The organism is Acetobacter sp. DmW_043, assembly GCF_002153485.1.
In the GTDB taxonomy this organism is placed as follows: domain Bacteria; phylum Pseudomonadota; class Alphaproteobacteria; order Acetobacterales; family Acetobacteraceae; genus Acetobacter; species Acetobacter thailandicus.
On record NZ_JOMN01000009.1, the window covers coordinates 23,824 to 46,363 of the forward strand.

The following is a 22,540-nucleotide window of genomic DNA, read 5'->3' on the forward strand; positions in this document are numbered from 1 at the left end:
TAGCAGGGGATAATATTTGTCAGAGAGTGAAGCTGATACAGAAACGGGTCCATTGCGTCGCTGCGCCGTGACACGGCAGCAGGGGCAGCCTGAGGACATGATTCGTTTCGTGGTTTCGCCATTTTCTGTTATTACACCTGACCTGGGTGCGAAACTTCCCGGGCGAGGAATATGGTTGAGTGCGCGGCAGGATGTGGTAGAACAGGCCTGCAAGCGTGGTGTTTTTGCCCGGGCCGCGCGTTGTCAGGTGCAGATACCTGATGATCTGATGTTTCAGATCGAAAAAGGTCTGCATCAGCGTATGATAAATGTTTTAGGGCTTGCCCGGCGTGCCGGGCAGTCTGTGAGTGGGTTTACGAAGGTACGTGAAATGATAGCGCGGCAGCAGGCCGCAGTTATTGTGCACGCATCAGATGGCAGTGAAGATGAGTTGCGCCGGCTTTTGTCAGGTGCGCGCGAGCTGCCCGTAATCAGGACGCTTTCGGTGAAGGACCTTACGCAGGCTTTCGGTCGTGAGCGAGTGGTGAATGTGGCACTGGCGCACGGGGGCATGGCCTCCCGTCTGTGTTGCGAAAATGGGCGTTTTATCGGGGTTGCCATCAGTGCTCCCCAGGTTCGTCGGACTTTTTCGGCGGATGGGTTTGAACAGGCAGGTCAATGAGCGAAGGCAAGGATCAGGATCAGGGTAAAGGGCGTTTGTCCCTTCGGACGGCGGGTCGTTCGGACGTAGGGCGGACGGTTGATGCCGGGTCAGTACGGCAGAGTTTCAGCCATGGCCGCTCCAAGGTTGTTCAGGTCGAGGTGCGCAAAAAGCGTGGTCCCGGCTCTGGCAGCGGCGGACGTGGTGGCGGTGGCCGTACTCTGACAGCAGCTGAGCTGGCTATTCGTCAGCGTGTGCTTCTGGAGCAGAAAAAAGCAGCAGAAGAAGCTGAACGTCGCGAGGCTGAACGTCGTGAGCAGGAAAAGATTCAGATTCTTTCTGCCGCAGAAGAAGCACGTCGCCGTGAAGAAGATGAAAAGCGTGCAGCTGAAGAAGTGGTCGCTGCGGCTGAAGCCGAGCGTAAGTCACGTATCGATGCAATTAAGCCAATTGAGCTGAAGGGACCAGTTGTTTCAGCTGTTCCTATTCCGGGCGAAGTTACTCTTGCACCGCCTGTTGACCGTTTGAAGCCGCTTGCTGAGCGTGCTGTGATGCCTGCGAGGCCGCTTAAAAAGCAGCCCGCACCTCAGGCTTCTCAGTCTGCGCGTTCTCAGCCCTCGACTTCGACTGCTGAACAGACTGCAGCGCCGACTCTGCGTCTGCGTGGTGGTCGTGCAGCAGAAGCTGATGAAGAGCCACGTCGTGGTGCAGGTTCGCCCCGTCGCCCTGGTGGTAATGGTGCACCTCCTCCCCGTAAGAGTGCCGGTGCGCGTCGTGGTGATAGTGGTCGTCGTTCAGGTCGTATCGATGTGCGTGCAGCGATTGAAGGGGATGATGATAAAACCCGTTCTCTCGCTTCTGTACGTCGTCAGCGTGAGCGTGAGCGTCGTCAGGCCGAGCTTGAGCGCCTGCGTGCCGACCAGGTTCGTGTCGTACGTGATGTTATTCTGCCTGAAACGATTACCGTTCAGGAACTGGCAAACCGTATGGCCGCCCGTCAGGGTGAAGTTATCAAGGCTCTGATGAAAAATGGCGTTATGGCGACCGTTACACAGACGATTGATGCTGATACTGCTGAGCTTATCGTTGAAGAATTTGGTCACCGCGTTCGTCGTGTGGCTGAAAGCGATGTTGAGCTGGGTATTGAGGGTATCGAAGATACGCCTGAAAATCTGGTTGCGCGTCCGCCTGTTGTTACTGTTATGGGTCACGTTGACCACGGTAAGACATCTCTGCTCGATGCTTTGCGCACGACAGATATGGCTGGTGGCGAGGCCGGTGGTATCACCCAGCATATCGGTGCATATCAGGTGACACTCGCATCCGGTGCGAAGATTACCTTCCTCGATACGCCAGGACATGAAGCATTTACTGCTATGCGTGCCCGTGGTGCTTCGATCACCGATGTGGTTGTTCTGGTTGTTGCTGCTGATGACGGTGTTATGCCGCAGACAATTGAAGCGATTAAGCACGCTAAGGCTGCTGACGCGCCGATTATTGTTGCCATCAACAAAATTGATAAACCAGGTGCAAACCCTGAGCGGGTTCGTCAGGAACTTCTGAGCCACGAGATTGTTGTTGAATCTCTTGGTGGTGACGTTCAGGACGTTGAAGTTTCAGCTAAGAAACGTGAAGGTCTTGATAAGCTCGAGGAAGCTATTCTGCTTCAGGCAGAAATCCTTGATCTTAAGGCTAACCCGAACCGTTCAGCTGAAGGCGCTGTTATTGAAAGCCGTCTGGATAAGGGCCGTGGCTCTGTTGCCTCTGTTCTGGTTCAGAAAGGTGTTCTCAATAAAGGTGATATCGTGGTTGCCGGCGCTGAGTGGGGCCGTGTGCGTGCCCTGGTCAATGACCGTGGCCGTCAGGTTTCTGAAGCTGGTCCGTCAACACCGGTTGAGGTTCTTGGTCTGACTGGTGTGCCTGCCGCAGGCGCTCCTTTCGTTGTCGTTGAGAACGAAATGCGTGCCCGTGAGATCTGTGAGTTCCGTCAGAGAAAACTAAAAGAACATCATGTTGCTGGTCAGGTTGCGGCCCGTGGCACACTTGATCAGATGCTGGCACGTATTCAGGCTGGTGAGCAGAAAGAAGTTGCAGTTCTGATTAAGGCGGACGTTCGTGGTTCGGCTGAAGCTCTTCAGGCAACGGTTCTTAAGCTTGCTCATGAGGAAGTTGGTGTTCGCGTTGTGAATGCAACAGTTGGTCAGATCACCGAAAGTGATGTGCAGCTGGCTAAAGCTTCTGACTCTGTAATCATTGCCTTTAACGTGCGTGCAACCTCTCAGGCTCGTCTGCTGGCGCAGCGTGAAGATGTTGATATTCGTTATTACTCCATCATCTACCAGGTGGCTGATGATGTGGAACAGCTGGTTCGTGGCAAGATTGCTCCGAAACATCGCGAAGTGTTCCTTGGGTATGCCGAAATTCGCAAGGTGTTTGATATTACCCGTGTGGGTAAAGTCGCCGGTTGTTATGTCACAGAGGGCGTTGTGAAGCGTGGCTGTGGTGTACGTCTGCTGCGTGACGGTGTGGTGATCCATGAAGGTGATCTGAGCCAGCTCAAACGCTTTAAAGATGATGTTAAAGAAGCCGCCAAAGGCTACGAATGTGGTCTGTCTTTCGCCGGGTATAATGACCTGCGCGAAGGTGACGTGGTTGAATGTTTTGAAAGTGAACTGGTTCCGGCATGAGTCGTCACGGGTCAGATAAGTCGAAACACAGTGGGCCGGCGGGGTATCTCGCCGGTCTTTCACCATCAGGCCCCTCGCAGCGTCAGCTGCGTGTAGGCGAAGAGGTGAGGCGTGTTCTGGCTGAGTTATTCTCTCGCAGCACATTTCGTAACCCCGAGCTTGCTGGTATTATGGTGACTGTGACTGAAGTCCGCCTGTCACCAGATTTCAGACATGCTACGGTTTTCGTTGCTCTTATGGGGCAGAGCGATATTGAGGCGCATCTGCCAGCTCTGAAAAAAGTGGCTCCATGGCTGCGCTCTCAGATGTCGCGTAAACTGCGCCTGCGTATTGTGCCGGAGCTGCATTTTCAGCCTGATACAACACTTGATCAGGCCATGCATATGAATGCCCTGCTCAGATCACCTGACGTTATGCGTGATCTCGACGAAGAAACAGATGAAGAGGCTGAAGACTAGCCTCTTCTTCGCTGCTTATTTTTTCCATTCCTGAACAACCGGGCGGATTGCAAAGTTACTTTGAATCCGTACCACTCCTGGCATGCGGGAAAGCTCTTCTTTATGAATGCGCTCGTAGTCTGACATATCTCGTGCTTCAACGCGCAGCAGATAATCGGCATCGCCTGTCATCAGATAACATTCTTTGACTTCCGGGCAGTTGCGAACACTTTTCTCAAATTGCCCCAGACATTCTTCAGTTTGCCGTTCAAGTGTAATCTGAACAATTACGGTAGCCATAGAGTGTGTTGCATTACGATCAACAATGGCCCGATATCCCTGAATAATTCCGGTTTGTTCAAGCAGTTTGACACGCCGCAGGCACGCTGATGGCGAAAGCCCGACGCGGTGTGCCAGCTCAGCGTTTGTCAGACGGCCATCCTGTTGCAGATGCCGGAGTATGAGATCTGTCATACGATCGAAGATCATAAGAGTATTTCCACACTATTCGTATATTCTGTAAGAAACAGGCTATTATTTGCATTATTCTGCGTCAGATTCGCAGGATATATCGTAGTTTCTCTGCTAAAATTGTAAGATAAAAACAATATAGGTGGCATGATGCCTTCTCTCGTAGCTTCAGACGTACGCTGGCCTGCCAGCAGAGCAGGTGCGGTGCTGACAGTTGATCTTGCAGCCCTTGCTGCGAACTATCGTTTTTTGACGCATAAGGCAAAAAAAGCTGTCTGTGCGGCGGTGGTTAAAGCAGATGCCTATGGGCTTGGCGCAGAGAAGGTTGTTCCTGCTCTTCTCAGATCTGGCGCGCGGGAATTTTTTGTTGCCCATGTCGATGAAGGGCTTGCTCTTGCTCCATTTTTATCAGAGCAGGCTCGCATTTCAGTTTTGCACGGTGCACGGCCCGGGGCACTTGAGGCCTGTATTGCCGCCGGTATGCGCCCGGTACTGAATTCGCTGGAGCAGATCGGGCAGCTGAAAGCTCTGACCGCGCGTTTGGGCCAAAAACAGGATGCGATTTTGCAGGTTGATACGGGCATGTCCCGCTTCGGGCTGTCTCAGGCAGATGTGCATAAAATTGCACATGACCCTTCCTTGCTTGATGGAATTTCGCTGTCTCTCATTATGAGCCACCTGGCCTGTGCTGACACGCCGGAAGACCCGGCAAATAAGCAGCAGCTGGATTGTTTTTTATCCTGTGCCCGTATGCTGCCACCTGCACCGCTGAGTCTGGCCGCGTCTTCGGGTATTTTTCTGGGGGAGGCTTTTCATGGTGATCTGGTCAGGCCCGGGGCTGCATTATATGGAGTTGCTCCCAATAAACAGAGCCCGGATGTGATCCGTCCGGTTGTGCGTCTGCAAACGCATGTTCTGCAACTTCGTCAGCTCTCTCCTGGTGACAGAGTGGGATATGGCCTTACCTGGCAGGCAACAGAATCGTGTCGCGTTGCTGTACTGGCGACCGGATATGCTGATGGTTTTGCGCGACAGGGTGCGCAGGCTGGCTGTGCCTGGTTCAAAACATGGCGTCTCCCGGTGCTTGGGCGCATTTCCATGGATTCGATGGTGGTTGATATTTCAGCTGTGCCTGAAGCAGAGGTTAAACCCGATATGCTGGTGGACCTGCTGAATGCCCGTCATGGTGTAGATGAGGTTGCCCGGGCAGAAGGCACAATTGGTTATGAAGTTCTGACCTCACTGGGTCGAAGATATCATCGCGTTTATCAGCACGACTCCGCGACTGAAGACGCTAATTATGAAACAGAGGCAGTCTGATGAAAGTTTTTGTTCTTGGTGGCGGCGTTGTCGGTGTGACTTCGGCCTGGTATCTGGCGCAGGCAGGACATGAGGTAACGGTTATTGACCGTCAGTCTGGCGTGGGAATGGAGACCAGCTACGCCAATGCAGGGCAGGTGTCGCCCGGTTATTCAGCGCCATGGGCGGGCCCTGGTGTGCCTGTCAAAGCTGTAAAATGGCTACTGATGAAATATCGTCCGTTTGTATTCTGGCCAATGCCTGACCCGCATTTGTGGCGGTGGCTGGTGCAGATGCTCGAAAACTGCACGAGCGTGGCTTATGACCGCAATAAAGGTCGCATGGTCAGGCTGGCTGAATATAGTCGTGATGTGATGCGGGATCTGCGCAATGAAACCGGCATTCGCTACGATGACCGTCAGCAGGGTACATTGCAGGTTTTTCGTACGCAAAAGCAGTTTGATTCTGCCGGCGCTGATATTGCTGTGCTGAAACAGTACGAAGTACCTTATGAGGTGCTTGACCGTGCGCAGTGTGTTCAGGCTGAGCCAGGGCTTGCCAGCGCCGCTCATAAAATCGTCGGTGGTTTACGTTTGCCGACTGATGAAACAGGCGATGCTTTTCTGTTTACGCAACGCCTTGCTGCTATGGCCGAAAAAGCTGGTGTGAAGTTTCTTTATAACACGAGAATTGAAAGACTGGTTAAAGAAGGCGAAAAGATTACGTCAGTCGTGACGAGCAGAGGTGTGATCAAAGCTGATGCTTATGTGCTGGCTTTAGGCAGCTTTTCGCCCTCTTTGCTGCGCCCGCTTAATATTCACCTGCCAGTTTACCCGGTTAAGGGATATTCTCTTACGGCAGATATTAAGGATGAAGCCAGGGCACCTGTTTCAACTATTATGGATGAAACATTTAAAATTGGTATTACCCGCCTGGGGGATCGGGTGCGTGTTGGTGGCACCGCTGAACTGGCAGGTTTCAGCCGCAGTTTACGCAAACATCGTCGTGAAACCCTTGAGCATTCTGTGACGGATTTGTTCGCCGGGAGTTGTGATGTTTCCGAAGCGGTTTTCTGGAGTGGCCTTCGTCCTATGACGCCGGATGGTACACCCGTTATTGGTACAACAGGCCTCAGAAACCTGTTTTTAAACACAGGGCATGGTACGCTGGGCTGGACAATGGCCTGTGGGTCGGCGCGGGTGCTGGCTGATATTATATCCGGCCGCAAAACTGAGATCCCGAGTCAGGATCTGAATATTTTTCGTTATAAAATATAAGGCAGGCAGAGAGTTGCCGGACAGTAGTCCGGCAGTCTTTCAGCTTTGATACGACGCAATTTCTATCAGGTTTTCATCAGGGTCGTGGCAGTAGACGGAGGTGATGGGGCCAAGAGCACCAAGCCGGGCGACCGGGCCTTCAACGATAGCCACGCCACACTGTCTGAGATGGTCGGCAATATCCTCGCTTGTAACAGCGGTGACAAAACACAGGTCGTTGCCGCCTGGCAGAGCGTGAACAGCCGTGTCCCAGCCAGTTGCGTCATAGGGGCGTAAATTGAGCTTCTGGCCACCAAAACAAAGCGAAGTACGGTTGTTTCTGCCGTATTCTTCCCGGTCCATACCCAGAACGCGCTGATACCATGAGGCCGAGATTTCGAGGTCTTTAACGGTCAGGACTGCGTGGTCCATCCGGTCTACAGTAAAACGCATGGAATAGCTGCTTCCTCAGAGCTGGCCCGCCCCCTGATCAGGAGGCGGGTGCAGCAAGATTAACTCAGCTCAGCGTAGAAATCATGCCCTTTGTCGTCAATAACAATAAAGGCAGGGAAGTCTTCAACTTCAATTTTCCACACAGCTTCCATACCCAGTTCGGGGTATTCGAGCACTTCTACTTTACGAATACAGTCCTGAGCCAGTCTGGCAGCAGGGCCACCTACAGAACCAAGATAGAAGCCACCATATTTCTGGCAGGCATCCTTCACAGCTTTTGAACGATTCCCTTTGGCCAGCATGATCATTGATCCGCCATGGGCCTGCAGTTCATCAACATAAGAATCCATACGCCCGGCTGTCGTCGGGCCGAAAGATCCTGTTGGCATGCCTGCTGGTGTTTTGGCTGGTCCGGCATAATAAACCGGGTGATCTTTCAGATATTGTGGCAGATCTTCCCCGCGTTCGAGGCGTTCTCTGAATTTGGCATGAGCAATGTCACGGGCGACAATGAGCGTGCCGGTCAGAGCAACACGTGTTTTAACCGGATAGCCTGAGAGTTCTTTACGAATTTCATCCATGGGTTTGCTGAGGTTAATTTTAACAGCCTCACCCTCCAGATGTTCGTCTGTCGTTTCTGGCAGGAATCGTGCGGGATCATGCTCGAGCTGTTCAAGGAAGAAGCCTTCAGCCGTAATGCGTGCTTTAACCTGACGGTCAGCAGAGCAGGAGACACCAATACCAACAGGCAGAGAAGCACCATGGCGTGGCAGGCGAATCACTCTCACGTCGTGGCAGAAATATTTGCCGCCAAACTGTGCACCAATACCCAGTGTGCGGCTGAGCTGAAGCACTTTTTCTTCCATTTCAGTATCACGGAAGGCATGACCGCCAATACTTCCGGATGTCGGCAGTTCGTCATACCAGTGCGTTGAGGCCAGTTTGACTGTTTTGAGTGTCTGTTCAGCTGACATACCACCAATGACTATTGCAAGGTGATAAGGCGGGCAGGCAGATGTTCCCAGTGTCTTAATTTTGGTGTCGAGCCAGTCAAGCAGTTTCTGCTCAGAGCCGAGCAGGGCGCGCGTTTCCTGAAACAGGAAGGTTTTATTGGCGGAGCCACCACCCTTCGCTACGAACATCAGGTCGAACTGCTCGTCGTGGTAGGTGGCAGGGTTTGCCAGAATATCGCACTGTACAGGCAGATTGGTGCCGGTATTTTTCTCTTCAAACATAGAGAGAGGCGCCATCTGTGAATAACGCAGGTTCGTACGGGTGTAGGTTTCATACACGCCTTTGGAGAAAGCAACTTCTTCGTCGCCATCACACCAGACGCGTTGTCCTTTTTTACCAAAGACGATCGCTGTCCCGGTATCCTGGCACATAGGCAGTACGCCGCCTGCTGCAATACAGGCGTTTTTCAGCAGGTCGAGGGCCACAAAGCGGTCATTGTCAGAAGCTTCGGGGTCTTTGAGAATAAGAGCGAGTTTTTCAAGATGTGCTGGGCGCAGGTAGTGCGCGACTTCATGAAAAGCCTGCGCTGTCAGCTCTGTCAGGGCTTCAGAGGTAACATGCAGGATTGTTTTACCGCCACAGTGTGAAGTGCTGACGCCATCGATATCAAGCTTACGGTAACGGGTTTTATCTTCCCCGGTGGGGAAGAGGGGAGAGTAAGCGAATGCAGGGGGCGCAGACGGGCGGGGGGGCTGACTGTTCATGTGAAATCATCTCCATGGCCGTGGCCCCCTTTTTAACCGGGAGCCTTTAACCGGGTGATGGGCCTTTTTTACGAAAAGCGTCAAGGCTTACCACCTGGGAAGAGCCATCACTTTCTGATGTGTGCTGTTCTGCCGTGTGCGTTTCATCTGGTGTTTCGGCTGTAGTTTCAGGCTCTTTTTCACTGAAATGCAGAGACAGGTGAATCGCCGGGTCAGCAAACGTTGTGATCGCGTTAAACGGAATAACCAGGGTCGAGCTTACGCCCCCAAAAGTCAGGTCAACGGAGATCTCAGAGGTTTCGCGGCTGACTTTAAGATTCCAGAACTGGTGTTGCAGTACAATTGTCATTTCATGCGGGTACTGCGCGCGCAGACGCGAAGGGATATCGACCCCTGGAAAATCGGTGCGGAAAGTCAGGTAGAAATGATGCTCACCCGGCAGACCGTTTTTGCTGACATGCTCAAAAGCGCTGAGCATGACCTGACGGTGTGCCTCTTCAAGCCACGTCTCATAAGGCAGCTCGCTGTCAAACGGGAAGCCCCCACCCCCCTGGGTGTTGTCATAATCGTCGGTCATAAAGGCTCTCCTTCAAACATGATGGTTTGCGCTGCTAAAACAGAGCTTGTCATTATGGAGGCATTTATATGCCAGAGATCAGCCGCGCGGGCAAAGACAAGGTGAGAATGAGGGCATAAAATTTAATATTTTTTTGTCATGGCCGGCAGGGCAGAAATACAGGCTGTGCTGACGGGCTTCAGTAATAGCCGTGTTTGCCTGATTCAGCATAACACAAGCCAGTATGTGTTATCCGATACAGTAAGGAGAATAATTGCGATATTTCTTTTCTATATCGTGTATTTTTCTATATTTTATTTTCGCTTCAGACTTGTGGCCGTAGCTTATGGATGTGTCGTTTTTTGTCGGGGTTGTCGCTCTGACATCTGAAGTGGGAGGGCTTCTGTTGCCCGGTGCCCTCCCGAACCGCGCTTATCGCTTATGCAGCAACAGCGAGCACCTCAGTGTTATCATTGGCACTTGTAAGTTTAGCCCGATAACGGCGGTACAATGCCGGGCAAAAGGAAGGTCTTTACCACGCGTGTCGAGCCTGTTTCGTCCCCATCTGCCTGAGCCGCAAAGCCCCGGTGTATATGGTGGAGACGCCGGGTACTGCCCCCGGGTCCACTACGCTTATTCCACGTTCCGTTTATCGCCATAGCCAAGGGTCGAACCCTCCTGCACCTCTGTATATAGAGAGAGGGGAGGCGAATTGCAAGATCACGTCTGGCATCACAGAGGTGGGTGGTGTAACAGGTCAGGCACCAGATTGTTTGAGCTTTTCGGGGGGAGCCGCAATGTCCTTGACTGATGCCCAGCGTGCAGAAATCGCTGCTCATGCCAGTGAAACCACGCCAACGCGCCGGCCAACAGTGCCGTCACTTGAGGCTATGCTGTATGCGCCTCAGAATGTGCTGGATCACGGTTTTATTCGTGTGATTGATTATATGGGTGATGATTCTGCCATTGTGCAGGCCGCGCGTGTGTCCTACGGGCGTGGTACGCGCAAAGTGTCAGAGGATGCCGGGCTGATCCGTTATCTTATGCGCCATCGTCATTCCTCTCCTTTCGAGATGTGTGAAATTAAATTTCACGTCAAACTGCCGATATTCATTGCCAGACAGTGGATTCGTCATCGTATGGCCAGTGTAAACGAGTATTCTGCACGCTATTCTATTCTTGATAGTGAGTTTTATCTGCCCGCACCTGAGCATATGGCTGCACAGAGTGAAGTGAACCGTCAGGGACGTGGTTCAGTACTGAACGGAGATGATGCCGCTGAGGTGCTGAATCTTCTGCGACAGGATGCGATGCAGACATACAGCCACTATGAAACCATGCTGGATGCTGAAAATGGTTATGGCCTGGCTCGTGAGCTGGCACGTATTAACCTGACTCTGAACACTTACACGCAGTGGTACTGGAAGGTGGATCTGCATAATCTGATGCACTTCCTGGCGCTGCGTCTTGACCCGCATGCTCAGTATGAAATTCGTGCTTATGCCGAGGAAATGCTGAAAGTTCTGCACGCATGGGTGCCACAGACGGCGAAGGCTTTTGAAGAATATCGCCGTGGTGCGGTTACGTTCTCAGCAAGCATGATTAAAGTGTTGCGGCGTATGCTTGCAGGTGAGGCCGTTGAGGTAGCGGACTCTGGTCTGAGCCGGCGCGAGTGGGATGAGATGATGGCTGTGCTCAGGGAGCAGTCATAATTACCTGCACTGTATAAAAGGACGTTCCTGGTGCAGGAAGAAGAAAATTTAAAACAAGCGTCTTTCGAAGAGAAAGAATCGTTTGAAGAGGGCGAAGTGTATCAAATCACTTCGCCTTCATCTTCATCATTGCCAAGCCTTACCCCTTTTGTGGTGGTTGCTTTGTTTCTGGCCGGAGTGCTGGGCATTTTATGGTGGACCAGCCCCGCTGACCAGAAAGACAAGAGTGTTTATATCTGTCACTCCACACAGACAGAAAGCGGTCAGGGCTTTTGCTTTCGCTGATAGCAGATGAGCTATGTGTTTTCTGTGTGTAGTCACCTTCTTCCATAACTTATAAGACGACGCCTGCCGGGTGATATGCTGTGACATACAGCATAAAACGATCACGTATGCGTGAATCGAGGGCCCCGCCTGCCAGCATGATGGTGATTCCTGACCTGTCTGCCCGGATCATAAAAATCTTCCCAGACGACATATTCCCGTTTTGTTCCTTATGTTTTTATAAATTATTAAGGTTATTATTAATGAAATTCTAACATAATTTATTTTTTCTTTTGAAAGAAATTCTGTTCTTTCAGTGGATTTTTTTTCTTTTTTCGTTGTCCAGTCTGTTAATGTTTTTATTATTTAAGTATTAAAAATCATATTTACATTAATTACTCACAATATAATCAAGAAATAGTCGTATTTTTATTCAATATAAACAAAATTATAATGTTATTTATGAACATCTTATTTATTCATTGCATAAAATTAATTTAAATTTTTAGAAAAATAATTACTGAAGATGAATAATATTACAAAAATATCACCATAAATTACTTACATTCTTATTGTCATTTTTAATTAAACAAAATAGAGGACCAGTTAAGTCTTGATGTTCGGAACCGTTGTGGTCCGGTTTATGACAATTACGTGAGTGAGTGGTCTTATATAATGAGCAACACAACTGTATCTCTGAGTGAATTTTCGGATGCCAGTAAGGTTATTGGTGCTGACGGTCAGACAACAACCGTAACCGGCACGTCAACCTCTTCTCTTGATGGCGGGACTGTAAAAGGGAATGTTGTTTTTGGCAGCAATGGTGATGTAACGCTTCAGCAGCTTACTCTTGATAGTAATGCTTCTGTTACAATCGACAGCGGTACAAATCTGACCCTTGATCAGAGCACACTGCCGTCTGGCACCATTACACTCAATGGTGGCACACTGAATAACACCAACGCGTTATCATCATCAGGTCCGCTGACTATCGCTTTTGGTTCAACACCATCTACAGTGACCCTTGATGCTTATGCTCTGAGTAATGTGACATTTACCAATGTTACACCAGAGGACACAATTAACCTGCACAACTCATACGGTGAAGTTAGTCTGGTTGATGATGGCACCGGTATTATTAAGGTCTTAAGTAAGAGTGGCCAAACTCTGACTTATCTGCATACAGGGCAGAAATCTGACGGATCTTATTATACAGCTTCAGACTTTACCGATCCGGCAACAGATGACAACGCATCGATTACGGGCGGTGATGATACGGTTGTGTGCTTCCTGGCAGGCTCAATGATCAGAACACCATCAGGTCTGACCGCGGTTGAAGCGCTTGAAACAGGTGATGATGTGCTGGTTTATGACAATGGTCAGCCTGCTACACAGCGCGTTACCTGGGCAGGTCAGGCACACTGCACTGTGCGTCCTGAACTGACGGATGATGAAGCCGGTTACCCTGTTCGTATTCTGAAAGATGCGATTGAAAAGGGTGTACCATTTAAAGATCTTCTGATTACGGCTGAACATTGCCTGTTTTTTGATGGTAAATTTATTCCAGCCCGTATGCTCGTGAATGGCCGTTCAGTTTTCTATGATAAGTCAATTACATCTTATGACTATTATCATATCGAAACCGAGCAGCATTCTGTTATCATGGCTGACGGCACCTTAACCGAAAGTTATCTGGATACAGGTAACCGCAGAGCGTTCACGCAGAAAAGTGCTGTTATTTCTATGGCAAAAACACGTGAGCTGACCTGGGATGATGCGGCTGCACCGCTTGGCGTAACACGTGATTTTGTTGAGCCTGTTTATCGTAAAATTGAAGCACGTGCAGAAAAAGCAAATCGTGTTGTTCAGGCTGAGCCACAGCCACTGACGAAAGAGACAAAACTGCATCTCACCACTGAAAGCGGTGCGGTTATTCGTCAGGCCCGTGAGCATAATGGTCGTGCAGTTTTCATGATCCCGGGTGGCGTGAATGCCGTTCGGATTGTTACCAGAGCAAGCCGCCCAAGTGACGTGATCGGACCATTTATTGATGATCGTCGTTATTTCGGTATTGCTGTTGGTGAAGTGAGTGTATTTGAACGTAATAAAATGCGTCAGGTTACTTCTCACCTGGTTGAGCACGACATTGATGGCTGGAACGGTTTCCAGGGTCATGACATGCGCTGGACCTCAGGTAATGCACTTCTGTCTCTGGGTGAGCGCGCTGCTGACAGCATTGCACTTCTCTCAATTGAGATTAAAGAAACCACGCACTATACGGTTGAAGAAACAGCAGCCGAGGCTGCAACTCTTCGCGCCTGATATACTCGTCCGGCAGGTTTTATATCCTGCCGGTCAGGTGTTTGAAAAAATATTAAAGCAGAAGGGGCAGGCCAGTCGTCTGCCCTTTTTGTATTTTTAAATGGTATTAAAAACACTTTTCTCTGTAATGTATTTTTCTACATTGAAGAAGAGATGGGCATGCCATGCTTCCTGATATCAGACTAAAACGGGTTTATGATTCACCGTCTTCAGAGGACGGTATGCGTGTTTTCACAGACCGGCTATGGCCAAGAGGTATCCGCAAGGCAGATCTCAAAATGGACCTGTGGCTGAAGGGGGTGGCGCCTTCGTCTGAACTGCGCCGCTGGTTTGGTCATGACCCTGCGCACTGGGATGAGTTTCAGGTAAAATACCGGCAGGAGCTGGCATTATATGATCCGGAAGTAAGGCAGCTTATTGACCTGGTGCGAAAAGAAAGAGTGACTTTGCTCTATGCTGCCCGTGACCCGGTATATAATCATCCTCGTGTGCTGGTAGCCTTTTTGAAAGAGACCATAGCTTCAGGTAAAGACCATCCGGGTGTTTAAAGGTCTTTGGGGCCGGTAATGTCAGTGACCGGCTGCATCATGACGTGCTTTGCGTGACAGCAGGTTGCCGATTGCCTGAAGCCCGGTGACCAGCACAATAAGCACGGCAACGACACCAGACATAATGGTGGTGTTGAAGCGCTGGTAGCCATAACGAATAGCCAGGTCTCCAAGTCCTCCGGCACCAATTGTGCCAGCCATTGCTGACGCTCCAACCAGCGTGACAAGAGTGACGGTCAGCCCTGAAATCATACCAGGGAGGCTTTCTGGCAGAAGTACATAACGTATCACCATCCAGCGTGTGCCGCCCATGGCCCGTACCGCATCGACAAGGCCAGGGTCAACTTCACGTAACGAGACCTCAGCAATGCGTGCGAAGTAAGGAATGGCGGCAATAGCCAGAGGTACGATTGCTGCCGTTGTGCCCAGAGATGTGCCAACAATGAAGCGTGTTAAGGGAATAAGCAAAACCAGCAGGATAATAAACGGCACAGCACGTACTGCATCTGTCAGTAATCCCAGAGGGCGCGCCAGCCACGGCATGGGTGACAGGCCGGAGGGGCCGGTCAGTACCAGAAGAATACCCAAAGGCAGTCCTCCGGCAACGGCGAGAAAGCCTGAAATGAGCACCATCTCAAGTGTTTGCCATGTGGCCTGAAGGAGCAGATTAAAGATCAGGCGTGACATAACCTGTGACCTCAACAGAACGGGCAAGACTATTCAGAAGAGAGAGGTTCTCTTCTGTCGGGGCGGGAAGCTGAAGCAGAACGTCCATCGCGGGCTGTTCGATATTCTGGTGTGGCTGAGCGCGCAGAACAGTGGCAGAAATCGTGTTTTGCTCAAGCTTTATAAGAAAAGGGGTAAGCGGGTGCTCTTTCAGGTCAAGCGTGAGTCTGACGATCGCCTGTGACCCGTTTTGCGCATCTGTGCTCAGATTATCAGGTAATGGCATAGTGGAATTTTCTGAGTTTTGCAGAATTTCTGCCGGCGTGCCGCGTGCGGCAATATGGCCATCTTTCAGCACCAGAACATGATGACCGAGCTTGTGCACGACATCCATTTCATGCGTAATAAAAAGCAGAGTAAGCCTGAGCTTACGATTAATGTCAGACAGCAGGGCCAGAACAGAGTCAGTGGTCTCAGGGTCAAGAGCTGAGGTTGCCTCGTCGCACAGCAGCAATACAGGGTTAGCGGCTAAAGCTCGCGCTATACCGATACGTTGTTTTTGACCACCTGAGAGAAAGGCGGGGTATTTATGGCCGTGGTCAGCCAGACCTACCAGATCGAGTAGTTCATTAACGCGTTTTTGTCTCTGTGCTTTTGCAATGCCAGCTATTTCAAGCGGCAGCGCAACATTAGCCGCTGCTGTGCGTGATGAAAGCAGATTGAAATGCTGAAATACGACACCAATTTTGCGGCGCAGGGGTACAAGGCGTTTTTCAGGTAAGGCTGCGAGATCTTCACCACAAAACAGAATGCGCCCGCTATCTGGTTTTTCAAGACCGTTCAGGCAGCGCAGCAGCGTTGATTTACCAGCTCCTGAGCGGCCGATAATGCCAAAGCTGTCGCCCTGTTCAACGTTAAAGCTTATGTTGTGCAGTGCCGTATGAGACCCAAAACTACGACTGATATTTTCAACGGCAAGTAGTGTCATGACCAGCCTGGCACGATGGCCCCGTGATACACATCAGTCAGAGCTTTATGCACATTGGGCTGCTGGTAGGATTTGACCAGCGTTGCAACCCAGGGGGCATTTTTATCAGCTTCGGTCACAGCAATAAAATTAATGTAAGGATTATCTTTTAATCCTTCATTGCCAATACTGTCTTTTTTAACATCAATGCCGGCTTTAAGGGCCCAGTCAGTGTTGACGACGGCGGCATCAAGGTCAGGCAAAGCCCGCCCGACCATGCCTGCATCCAGCTCCTGGATCGTAATGTTTCCGGGGTTGTCAGCAATATCGAGCGCGGTAGGGGTAAGTCCGGCATTATCAGACAGTTTTATGACACCAAGGGACTGGAGCAGGTGTAGCGCCCGGCCTTCGTTGCTTGGGTCGTTTGGTACGCCAATTTTAGCATTCTGAGGTAATTCAGAAGGAGATTTCCAGCGTGTTGAATACAGGCTGATCGGTGCAAAATACGTATTACCTACGGGTACGATTGTATAATTTCTTGCTTTTTTCTGTGCTTCGAGAAAGGGACCATGCTGGAACGCATTAGCATCCAGCTCGTGCTGCTGAAGTGCTTCGTTAGGTGCGTTATAATCTGAAAAAGGGATAATTTTCAGTAACAGGCCCGCTTTGGCAGCATTTTCTGCAGCAACACGCCAGACGTCTTCATCTTCACCCGCCATAATGCCGACACGGATAACTTTTTGTGCTTCAGCATGAGCAAAATTAACAGTCAGAGGTGCCGTGCTTATCAGGGCAAGCACAGAGCGCCGGGAGAGAGGAGGGAGCGACATGAAGGATGCACTTTAATTTACATTGGGATGATAGCGGTATTATAACACAAAATTCATAGTTTAATATAAAATAAGTGCACATGGTGTCCAATATAAAAAAACACTATTGGATCGTGTTAAATGATAATGCAGGCAGGATAATAATACAGTATCGAAATATTCTCTTATTTTTCCTGCCATGCACCGAAGTCTTATAAAATCAGAGCGCCGAATTCTTTTGGAGGGCCTGTGTGGTTGCCTGGGCGATCTGATAAAATGCGCGGGCGGCATCACTGTCAGGTGCACTGGCGACAACAGGCATACCATTATCAGCGCTTGTGCGGATATCAAGAAGCAGCGGTACTTCACCAAGGAACGGCACCTGCATCGCCTCAGCTTCTTTTCTGGCTCCGCTATGACCGAACAGCTCTGTGTTATGTCCACAGTTAGGGCAGCAGAAATATGACATGTTTTCGATAACGCCCAGCACGGGCACTTCCATCTTTTTAAACATGCTGACACCACGACGGGCATCAATCAGTGCGATATCCTGCGGGGTGGAGACAATAACTGCGCCAGCCAGCTTTATTTTCTGCATCAGTGAAAGCTGAGCATCGCCCGTGCCCGGAGGCATGTCGATAACCAGAATATCCAGCTCACCCCAGTCAACATCTGTCAGAAACTGGTTAATCGCACCCATGACCATAGGGCCGCGCCAGATCATAGCCTGCTGCTCCTGCACCAGCATACCAATAGACACAGACTTAATGCCCCAGGCATTAACGGGCTGAAGGCGGCCGTTTATAACTTCCGGCTTGCTGCTGACACCGAGCATACGGTGCTGAGAGGGGCCATGAATGTCAGCATCAAGCAGGCCTGTGCGCAGCCCCTGCTGTGCCAGGGCTACGGCAAGGTTGGTGGCTGTTGTTGACTTACCAACTCCCCCTTTGGCTGAGGCAACGGCGATAATAGCTTTAACGCCGGGCAGCACAGGGGCATCTGGTGCAGGTGCTTTTCCGCCAAAAGGCCTGTGCCCTTTTGGTGCCGGGGGTGACGCAGGGGCGGCCGGGCGGTGTGCTGTCAGAATAATAGCAGCGTCTCTCACGCCAGGAAGTGCTTTAAGTAACTCAGCAGCTTTGTCACATAAGGGGGCGAGAGCACCGGCTTTTTCGCGGCCGACAGCCAGAGCGACAGAGAGCTTGCCGCCATCTGTTGTGTAACCTTCAAGTTTGCTGAGCGAGAGCAGCGAGTGGCCAGTGCCTGTATCTTGTACCGAGTCAAGAATCTTTGCGATATCATCGGAATGGAAGAGGGGCTTTGTCACAGTCAGTGTCCTGATTCGCTATAAAAAAGACATGTAACCGTGTGCGGGTGGCGGTAACAGAGGCCTTGTAAGAAAAACGGGACTATACCCGAATTTGCTCTGAATGACATAATGCGTCAGGATAGTTTCGTTTTCCGGTCAGGCTGTATCTTATCAGAGGCAGCCCTTCATCTTGATATGCAGAGGTTCTGTTTGCGTTTATGGTAGCTCAGCATGAGGCATCGGCCATTACGCCTGTTCAGGTGGCACCTGTAAAAAATGGTCAGGGGCGAGACCATCGTATTGATGCTATGCGCGGGGCTGCATTGCTGATGATGTTTGTGGATCATATTCCGCAAAGTCTGTTGAATCGTTTTACAATGCGTAATGTTGGTTTTGCTGATGCCGCCGAGGTCTTTGTACTGCTGGCGGGTTATGCTTCATGGCTGGCTTATGGCCGGGGCTTTAAGAAATATGGGGTGGTCGGGTGCCTGAAACGGATTTTCCGGCGGTGCGTACAGCTCTATATCGCTCAGGCTATTATGGTGTTTGTCTCAGTAGCCAGTATCAGGGTATGGCGTCATTTTACCCCCGTGCCGGTTGATTTTCTTGAGCCTGAGCTGGCACATGGCATAGGCTGGATCTGGCGGGCGATGACGCTTGATGCCCTGCCCAGTAACCTTAATATCCTGCCTCTTTATATTGTTTTTCTGGCAGGCTTCCCTCTTTATTTTCTGCTGATGCGCTTACAGCGCTATCTGGCACTGCTTGTTGCCGGAGCGCTGTGGTTTTTAATTAATCTTGACCCGGATGTTAATTTTCCAAACTGGCTTGACCCTGACGGCTGGTATTTTAACCCGCTGGCCTGGCAGTTTTTGTTTGCTCTTGGGGTAACAGCTTCTGCTGAAACAGAGCGGAGGGGGACTGATTTTCCCCGCATTCCGGTTCTGTCCGTCTGTTGTATCGCTTACCTTATTTTTTCAGCTTTTCAGGCTTTTCCATGGGCTCAGTGGTCGTTGCCTGATCTGCGCCCGCTGGGTGACTTAGTGTCTCCCGCCAAGAGCTGGCTGTCACCGCTGCGTCTTTTCGATGTGCTGGCTATTTTTTATCTGATGCAGTCATCATCTGTTGCGCGTGTATGGGCGTCAGATACACGTGTCGGACAAATTCTGGCCAGAGTTGGGCGCTATTCACTGGATGTTTTCGTTGTCGGCACCATTCTCGATCTTTATGCGCGTCTGGTTTTTACGAGCTTTGGTGATGGCTGGATATTGCAGATTGTCGTGAATGTGGTTGTTCTGGGTGTATTGTTTGCGCTGGCCGGCTGGCTGGACGCCCGGCGAAAACGGCAGCAGTCGCAGGCTCTGGCAGCTGCAGGCTGACGTATCAGGCTGATCGTGTGATAAGCAGGCATAGTGTCTGAAGCCAGAAATGATGAGAGTGGTAATTTTTATGCGTTTGTCAGTTCGCCTTTTGTCTGTGAGTTCACTGTCGTGTTTGTTGCTTGCCGGTACAGCAGGCATGTCTTCTGCCTGGAGTGCAGATGCAGCCGTGCCAGTCGCAGCACCTGCCGGAGCTGGCAAAGTGCATATGGTGCCAGACAGTTTTGCTGACCTCGCTGACCGCCTTTTGCCTGCTGTAGTGAATGTTTCTACATCTCAGACCGTGAAAAAAGGAGAGGGTGATGATGACGAGGGTGATGATGATCAGTCATCACAGATGCCAGACTTTCCACATGGTTCTCCGTTTGAGAAATTTTTTCATGACTTTATGAACCGTAACACCAGCCCCGATTCACCGCCGCGGCGGATGCAGGCTCTGGGCTCAGGTTTTATCATTGATCCGGCCGGTTATATTGTAACCAACAATCACGTTATTAGTCATGCTGATAAAATCACGGTTACGCTGCAGGATAACACGGTGCTGCAGGCCAGGCAGATCGGTCATGATGACCGCACTGATCTTGCGTTGCTGAAGGTTGAAAGTAAGCAGCCTTTACCTTTCGTACAGTTTGGGGACAGTGAAAAGCGTCGGGTGGGTGACTGGGTGCTTGCCATTGGTAATCCGTTTGGCCTTTCCGGCACGGTGACGGCCGGCATTATTTCATCACGTGGCCGCAATATCGATCAGGGTCCCTATGACAATTTTATTCAGACTGATGCGCCAATTAACAGGGGGAATTCCGGCGGACCTCTGTTTGATATGGATGGTAATGTTATTGGTATTAACACAGCCATTTATTCGCTTTCCGGCGGGTCTGTTGGTATTGGGTTTGCTATTCCGTCAAGTGAAGCCAGAGGTATTATCGGGCAGCTGCGTAAAAACGGCAAAGTGTCGCGTGGCTGGCTTGGTGTACGCATCCAGAATGTGACGCAGGATATCGCAGATGGCCTGAATCTGACGCCGGCACGTGGTGCACTGGTGGCTGGTATTGAAAAAAATGGTCCTGCAGCAAAAGCAAAACTGCAAATGGGTGATGTTATTCAGTCGCTCAATGGCCATCCTATTGAAGGTAAGGCATTACCGCGTCTTTCAGCTGATATTCCCGCAGGTACGGTCGCGCATCTTGGTGTCTGGCGTCATGGCAAGGTTATTGATGTGCCTGTTACGATTGCAGCATTGCCTGATGTAGCCGCTGACAAACCTGAGACAAAAAAAGCGCCTGAGACGAAAAACTCGAAAGAGGTCAGTCTGTCAGCTCTTGGCTTTACAGTCGGACAGCTCGATGAGGCTGCACGGCAGAAATACTCTGTTTCTGCTACCCAGAGGGGCGTGGTTGTCACCTCAGTGAAGGATGATGGTCTGGCGTCTGATCGGGGGCTGAGAGAAGGTGATGTTATTACTATGGTGCAGCAGGCCGAAGTGAATACCCCTGCTGAATTAAAAACCCGGATTGAGGATGCTCAGAAAGCGAAAAAGAAGTCAGTCCTCCTGCTTGTGCACGATAATGATGGTGCGCGTTATATTCCTTTCACCCTGACCAGTGCTGATACGCACTAAAAACAGTCAGTAAAGAGTGAGTTGTTTTGCAGATACCGTCTTCTTGTTACCCGTCTTACTGGTTAAGAAACCAGACCTTGCGGCAGGCCATTCGTCTTATTGTGTCAGTGGCCCTGTGTTGCCTTGTTACTCAGGTTACGCATTTGCAGGAGCCCGCCTGGGCCCTGATTACATCGGTGATTGTGACACAAAGCAGTATCACAGAAACCATGTCTTCCGGCCGGTATCAGCTTGTTGGCACGCTTATAGGCGCCTGTGCCAGTGTGGTGCCGATTACATTGATGTTGCTGCACTGGCCGCTATGGCTGAGTTTTAGTATTACGTTTGTGCCTTTGGCCATTCTGGCCTCCTGGCGTCCAAACACACGCATGGCGGTCGTTACGTTAATGATCGCAACGCTTTTCCCGATCGAAGGTGACCCGTACCTCAGGCCGGTTGAGCGTGTTCTGGCCATTCTCTTCGGTGTCAGTGTGTCTATGTTCGTGTCTTACATGGTGTTGCATGAGCAGGCCCGTCGTGATGCATTTCGTAATGCGGCTGAGACCGTCCGAAAAATTGTGGGTATTCTGAGCCATGCCAAAAGACATGACCTTGCGTGGTCGGAGTTTCAGGATCTGAATGATGACTGTGCTGCCGTTTTAAGAAAAGTACAGACTGCTGTTGAAGAAGCCCGCCGTGAACGGTGGGTTCCTCTTGAGGAGCGTGATCCGATGCTGGCGTCTTTGCCAACGGCACTGCGGCAGTTGCAGATGGACACGATTGTTGTCGCCAGGGCTATTATTCTCCGCCAGGCCGGTGATATTTTAAAGCCGCAGACTATGGCCAGTTTTGACTGGATTATTGCGCGCTGTGAAGCTGAGGCCGTGAGTCGTAAGGCCACGAAGCCGGATATCGCGGCTGAGATCATTGCCACACTTCCTGCTGAAAGCGACCATCCGGATGAGGTTGTGCGTTTTGTGCTGGCTATTTTACGTAAAGATCTGATTACATTGATTCATCAGCTTGGCGGAGATGATCTTTCTGTATGAATATTCTGGTAATAAATTGTTTTTTTTTTAAAGAATGACATATAATGTTAACGACTATAATGTGATGATACTTCAGGCATGGCGCATACCTGCTCAGGGGATGCTCAGCTGTCCGTTCAGAGCAATATGGTCACTCAAGTATAAAGGAAGCCCCTGATGACTAAATGTCCTGCAAAGCGTTGCAAATCTCCTTGTTTTTATGGTGTATTTTTTATTGGTCTCGTTGCCACCGCTGCATATTTCTGGCGCAAAAAGAAGTGCAGCAACTAAAATAAAAAACTTCTGGCCGCGCGAAGGCTATTACGCGGCCGCTGCTTAACTGTGAATTGAGTAGTATTTTTATATTAAGGCCCGCCTGGACCTTCCGGCGGGTCATTTATTTGAGAATGAAGAGGAGCTTGCGT

The 22,540-nt window shown here is 50.5% G+C and carries 20 protein-coding genes and 1 other RNA gene; 12 read left to right on the forward strand and 9 right to left on the reverse strand.

All coding sequences use genetic code 11. From position 1 onward, the window contains the following. Nucleotides 1-16: 16 nt before the first annotated feature. The 3 genes from HK11_RS03140 to rbfA are packed head-to-tail and all read left to right on the forward strand — an operon-like array spanning nucleotide 17 to nucleotide 3,785. Nucleotides 17-661, forward strand: a complete 645-nt coding sequence (locus HK11_RS03140; RefSeq protein ID WP_233127679.1) for an RNA-binding protein — start codon at nucleotides 17-19, stop codon at nucleotides 659-661. Next, nucleotides 658-3,327: a translation initiation factor IF-2 gene (infB, locus tag HK11_RS03145; RefSeq protein WP_086553892.1), complete on the forward strand. Its 2,670-nt coding sequence runs from the start codon at nucleotides 658-660 to the stop codon at nucleotides 3,325-3,327. Before HK11_RS03140 ends, infB begins: the two co-directional genes overlap by 4 nt. Then, nucleotides 3,324-3,785, forward strand: coding sequence for a 30S ribosome-binding factor RbfA (gene rbfA / locus HK11_RS03150; protein ID WP_086553893.1), 462 nt, complete (start codon nucleotides 3,324-3,326; stop codon nucleotides 3,783-3,785). Before infB ends, rbfA begins: the two co-directional genes overlap by 4 nt. Before the next feature lie 15 nt (nucleotides 3,786-3,800). Here the strand turns inward: rbfA and HK11_RS03155 are convergent, their stop codons facing one another. Beyond that, nucleotides 3,801-4,253 carry an Lrp/AsnC family transcriptional regulator gene (locus HK11_RS03155; protein ID WP_086553894.1) on the reverse strand — a complete coding sequence of 151 codons (453 nt, stop codon included), beginning with the start codon at nucleotides 4,251-4,253 and terminating at the stop codon, nucleotides 3,801-3,803. Between the two features lie 132 nt (nucleotides 4,254-4,385). On the opposite strand from HK11_RS03155, the gene alr reads away from it, so the two are divergent. Then, on the forward strand, nucleotides 4,386-5,555 hold the full coding sequence (alr, locus tag HK11_RS03160) for an alanine racemase (RefSeq protein WP_086553963.1): 1,170 nt from the start codon (nucleotides 4,386-4,388) through the stop codon (nucleotides 5,553-5,555). Then, nucleotides 5,555-6,811 carry a D-amino acid dehydrogenase gene (locus tag HK11_RS03165; protein ID WP_086553895.1) on the forward strand — a complete coding sequence of 419 codons (1,257 nt, stop codon included), beginning with the start codon at nucleotides 5,555-5,557 and terminating at the stop codon, nucleotides 6,809-6,811. Before alr ends, HK11_RS03165 begins: the two co-directional genes overlap by 1 nt. Before the next feature lie 39 nt (nucleotides 6,812-6,850). On the opposite strand, the gene HK11_RS03170 is transcribed toward HK11_RS03165, so the two are convergent. The 4 genes from HK11_RS03170 to ssrA all read right to left on the reverse strand — a co-directional run bounded on the left by HK11_RS03170 (nucleotide 6,851) and on the right by ssrA (nucleotide 10,239). Next, nucleotides 6,851-7,243 (reverse strand): VOC family protein, encoded by a 393-nt coding sequence (locus tag HK11_RS03170; protein ID WP_086553896.1) that lies wholly within the window; start codon nucleotides 7,241-7,243, stop codon nucleotides 6,851-6,853. A 59-nt stretch (nucleotides 7,244-7,302) separates the two neighbouring features. Then, nucleotides 7,303-8,961, reverse strand: a complete 1,659-nt coding sequence (locus HK11_RS03175) for a fumarate hydratase (protein ID WP_086553897.1) — start codon at nucleotides 8,959-8,961, stop codon at nucleotides 7,303-7,305. 46 nt (nucleotides 8,962-9,007) lie between these two features. Then, nucleotides 9,008-9,538, reverse strand: a complete 531-nt coding sequence (locus HK11_RS03180; RefSeq protein ID WP_086553898.1) for an SspB family protein — start codon at nucleotides 9,536-9,538, stop codon at nucleotides 9,008-9,010. Nucleotides 9,539-9,907: 369 nt separating this feature from the next. Next, nucleotides 9,908-10,239: a transfer-messenger RNA gene (ssrA, locus tag HK11_RS03185) on the reverse strand. Between the two features lie 75 nt (nucleotides 10,240-10,314). Here ssrA and thyX point away from each other — a divergent pair. From thyX to HK11_RS03205, 4 genes are all read left to right on the forward strand, one after another. Beyond that, nucleotides 10,315-11,229 carry an FAD-dependent thymidylate synthase gene (thyX, locus tag HK11_RS03190; protein WP_086553899.1) on the forward strand — a complete coding sequence of 305 codons (915 nt, stop codon included), beginning with the start codon at nucleotides 10,315-10,317 and terminating at the stop codon, nucleotides 11,227-11,229. A gap of 30 nt (nucleotides 11,230-11,259) precedes the next feature. After that, nucleotides 11,260-11,514 (forward strand): hypothetical protein, encoded by a 255-nt coding sequence (locus tag HK11_RS03195; RefSeq protein ID WP_086553900.1) that lies wholly within the window; start codon nucleotides 11,260-11,262, stop codon nucleotides 11,512-11,514. A 654-nt stretch (nucleotides 11,515-12,168) separates the two neighbouring features. After that, complete coding sequence (locus HK11_RS03200; protein ID WP_086553901.1) at nucleotides 12,169-13,815, forward strand: Hint domain-containing protein; 1,647 nt, start codon at nucleotides 12,169-12,171, stop codon at nucleotides 13,813-13,815. 164 nt (nucleotides 13,816-13,979) lie between these two features. Further along, complete coding sequence (locus HK11_RS03205) at nucleotides 13,980-14,363, forward strand: DUF488 domain-containing protein (RefSeq protein WP_086553902.1); 384 nt, start codon at nucleotides 13,980-13,982, stop codon at nucleotides 14,361-14,363. A gap of 21 nt (nucleotides 14,364-14,384) precedes the next feature. Here the strand turns inward: HK11_RS03205 and HK11_RS03210 are convergent, their stop codons facing one another. From HK11_RS03210 to HK11_RS03225, 4 genes are all read right to left on the reverse strand, one after another. Beyond that, the gene (locus HK11_RS03210; protein WP_086553903.1) at nucleotides 14,385-15,050 is read right to left on the reverse strand and encodes a methionine ABC transporter permease; all 666 of its coding nucleotides are present in this window, start codon (nucleotides 15,048-15,050) and stop codon (nucleotides 14,385-14,387) included. Continuing rightward, the gene (locus HK11_RS03215) at nucleotides 15,031-16,017 is read right to left on the reverse strand and encodes a methionine ABC transporter ATP-binding protein (protein WP_086553904.1); all 987 of its coding nucleotides are present in this window, start codon (nucleotides 16,015-16,017) and stop codon (nucleotides 15,031-15,033) included. The genes HK11_RS03210 and HK11_RS03215 overlap by 20 nt, the downstream gene beginning before the upstream one ends. After that, nucleotides 16,014-16,826 carry a MetQ/NlpA family ABC transporter substrate-binding protein gene (locus tag HK11_RS03220; protein WP_086553905.1) on the reverse strand — a complete coding sequence of 271 codons (813 nt, stop codon included), beginning with the start codon at nucleotides 16,824-16,826 and terminating at the stop codon, nucleotides 16,014-16,016. The genes HK11_RS03215 and HK11_RS03220 overlap by 4 nt, the downstream gene beginning before the upstream one ends. A 199-nt stretch (nucleotides 16,827-17,025) precedes the next feature. Next, nucleotides 17,026-18,129: an Mrp/NBP35 family ATP-binding protein gene (locus HK11_RS03225; RefSeq protein ID WP_086553906.1), complete on the reverse strand. Its 1,104-nt coding sequence runs from the start codon at nucleotides 18,127-18,129 to the stop codon at nucleotides 17,026-17,028. A gap of 200 nt (nucleotides 18,130-18,329) precedes the next feature. Here HK11_RS03225 and HK11_RS03230 point away from each other — a divergent pair, with 200 nt between their 5' ends. From HK11_RS03230 to HK11_RS03240, 3 genes are all read left to right on the forward strand, one after another. Continuing rightward, nucleotides 18,330-19,490: an OpgC family protein gene (locus tag HK11_RS03230; protein WP_086553907.1), complete on the forward strand. Its 1,161-nt coding sequence runs from the start codon at nucleotides 18,330-18,332 to the stop codon at nucleotides 19,488-19,490. A gap of 70 nt (nucleotides 19,491-19,560) precedes the next feature. Further along, complete coding sequence (locus tag HK11_RS03235; RefSeq protein WP_086553964.1) at nucleotides 19,561-21,108, forward strand: DegQ family serine endoprotease; 1,548 nt, start codon at nucleotides 19,561-19,563, stop codon at nucleotides 21,106-21,108. A 26-nt stretch (nucleotides 21,109-21,134) separates the two neighbouring features. Further along, nucleotides 21,135-22,136: an aromatic acid exporter family protein gene (locus tag HK11_RS03240; RefSeq protein WP_233133286.1), complete on the forward strand. Its 1,002-nt coding sequence runs from the start codon at nucleotides 21,135-21,137 to the stop codon at nucleotides 22,134-22,136. The last annotated feature ends 404 nt before the right edge of the window (nucleotides 22,137-22,540 follow it).

What these genes read in the sequence shown, in the direction of transcription:
- infB (WP_086553892.1), top strand. Translation starts at nt 658, where the DNA reads ATGAGCGAAGGCAAGGATCAGGATCAGGGTAAAGGGCGTTTGTCCCTT.
- rbfA (WP_086553893.1), top strand. Translation starts at nt 3,324, where the DNA reads ATGAGTCGTCACGGGTCAGATAAGTCGAAACACAGTGGGCCGGCGGGG.
- HK11_RS03155 (WP_086553894.1), bottom strand. Translation starts at nt 4,253, where the DNA reads ATGATCTTCGATCGTATGACAGATCTCATACTCCGGCATCTGCAACAG.
- alr (WP_086553963.1), top strand. Translation starts at nt 4,386, where the DNA reads ATGCCTTCTCTCGTAGCTTCAGACGTACGCTGGCCTGCCAGCAGAGCA.
- HK11_RS03165 (WP_086553895.1), top strand. Translation starts at nt 5,555, where the DNA reads ATGAAAGTTTTTGTTCTTGGTGGCGGCGTTGTCGGTGTGACTTCGGCC.
- HK11_RS03170 (WP_086553896.1), bottom strand. Translation starts at nt 7,243, where the DNA reads ATGCGTTTTACTGTAGACCGGATGGACCACGCAGTCCTGACCGTTAAA.
- HK11_RS03175 (WP_086553897.1), bottom strand. Translation starts at nt 8,961, where the DNA reads ATGAACAGTCAGCCCCCCCGCCCGTCTGCGCCCCCTGCATTCGCTTAC.
- HK11_RS03180 (WP_086553898.1), bottom strand. Translation starts at nt 9,538, where the DNA reads ATGACCGACGATTATGACAACACCCAGGGGGGTGGGGGCTTCCCGTTT.
- thyX (WP_086553899.1), top strand. Translation starts at nt 10,315, where the DNA reads ATGTCCTTGACTGATGCCCAGCGTGCAGAAATCGCTGCTCATGCCAGT.
- HK11_RS03200 (WP_086553901.1), top strand. Translation starts at nt 12,169, where the DNA reads ATGAGCAACACAACTGTATCTCTGAGTGAATTTTCGGATGCCAGTAAG.
- HK11_RS03205 (WP_086553902.1), top strand. Translation starts at nt 13,980, where the DNA reads ATGCTTCCTGATATCAGACTAAAACGGGTTTATGATTCACCGTCTTCA.
- HK11_RS03210 (WP_086553903.1), bottom strand. Translation starts at nt 15,050, where the DNA reads ATGTCACGCCTGATCTTTAATCTGCTCCTTCAGGCCACATGGCAAACA.
- HK11_RS03215 (WP_086553904.1), bottom strand. Translation starts at nt 16,017, where the DNA reads ATGACACTACTTGCCGTTGAAAATATCAGTCGTAGTTTTGGGTCTCAT.
- HK11_RS03220 (WP_086553905.1), bottom strand. Translation starts at nt 16,826, where the DNA reads ATGTCGCTCCCTCCTCTCTCCCGGCGCTCTGTGCTTGCCCTGATAAGC.
- HK11_RS03230 (WP_086553907.1), top strand. Translation starts at nt 18,330, where the DNA reads ATGGTAGCTCAGCATGAGGCATCGGCCATTACGCCTGTTCAGGTGGCA.
- HK11_RS03235 (WP_086553964.1), top strand. Translation starts at nt 19,561, where the DNA reads ATGCGTTTGTCAGTTCGCCTTTTGTCTGTGAGTTCACTGTCGTGTTTG.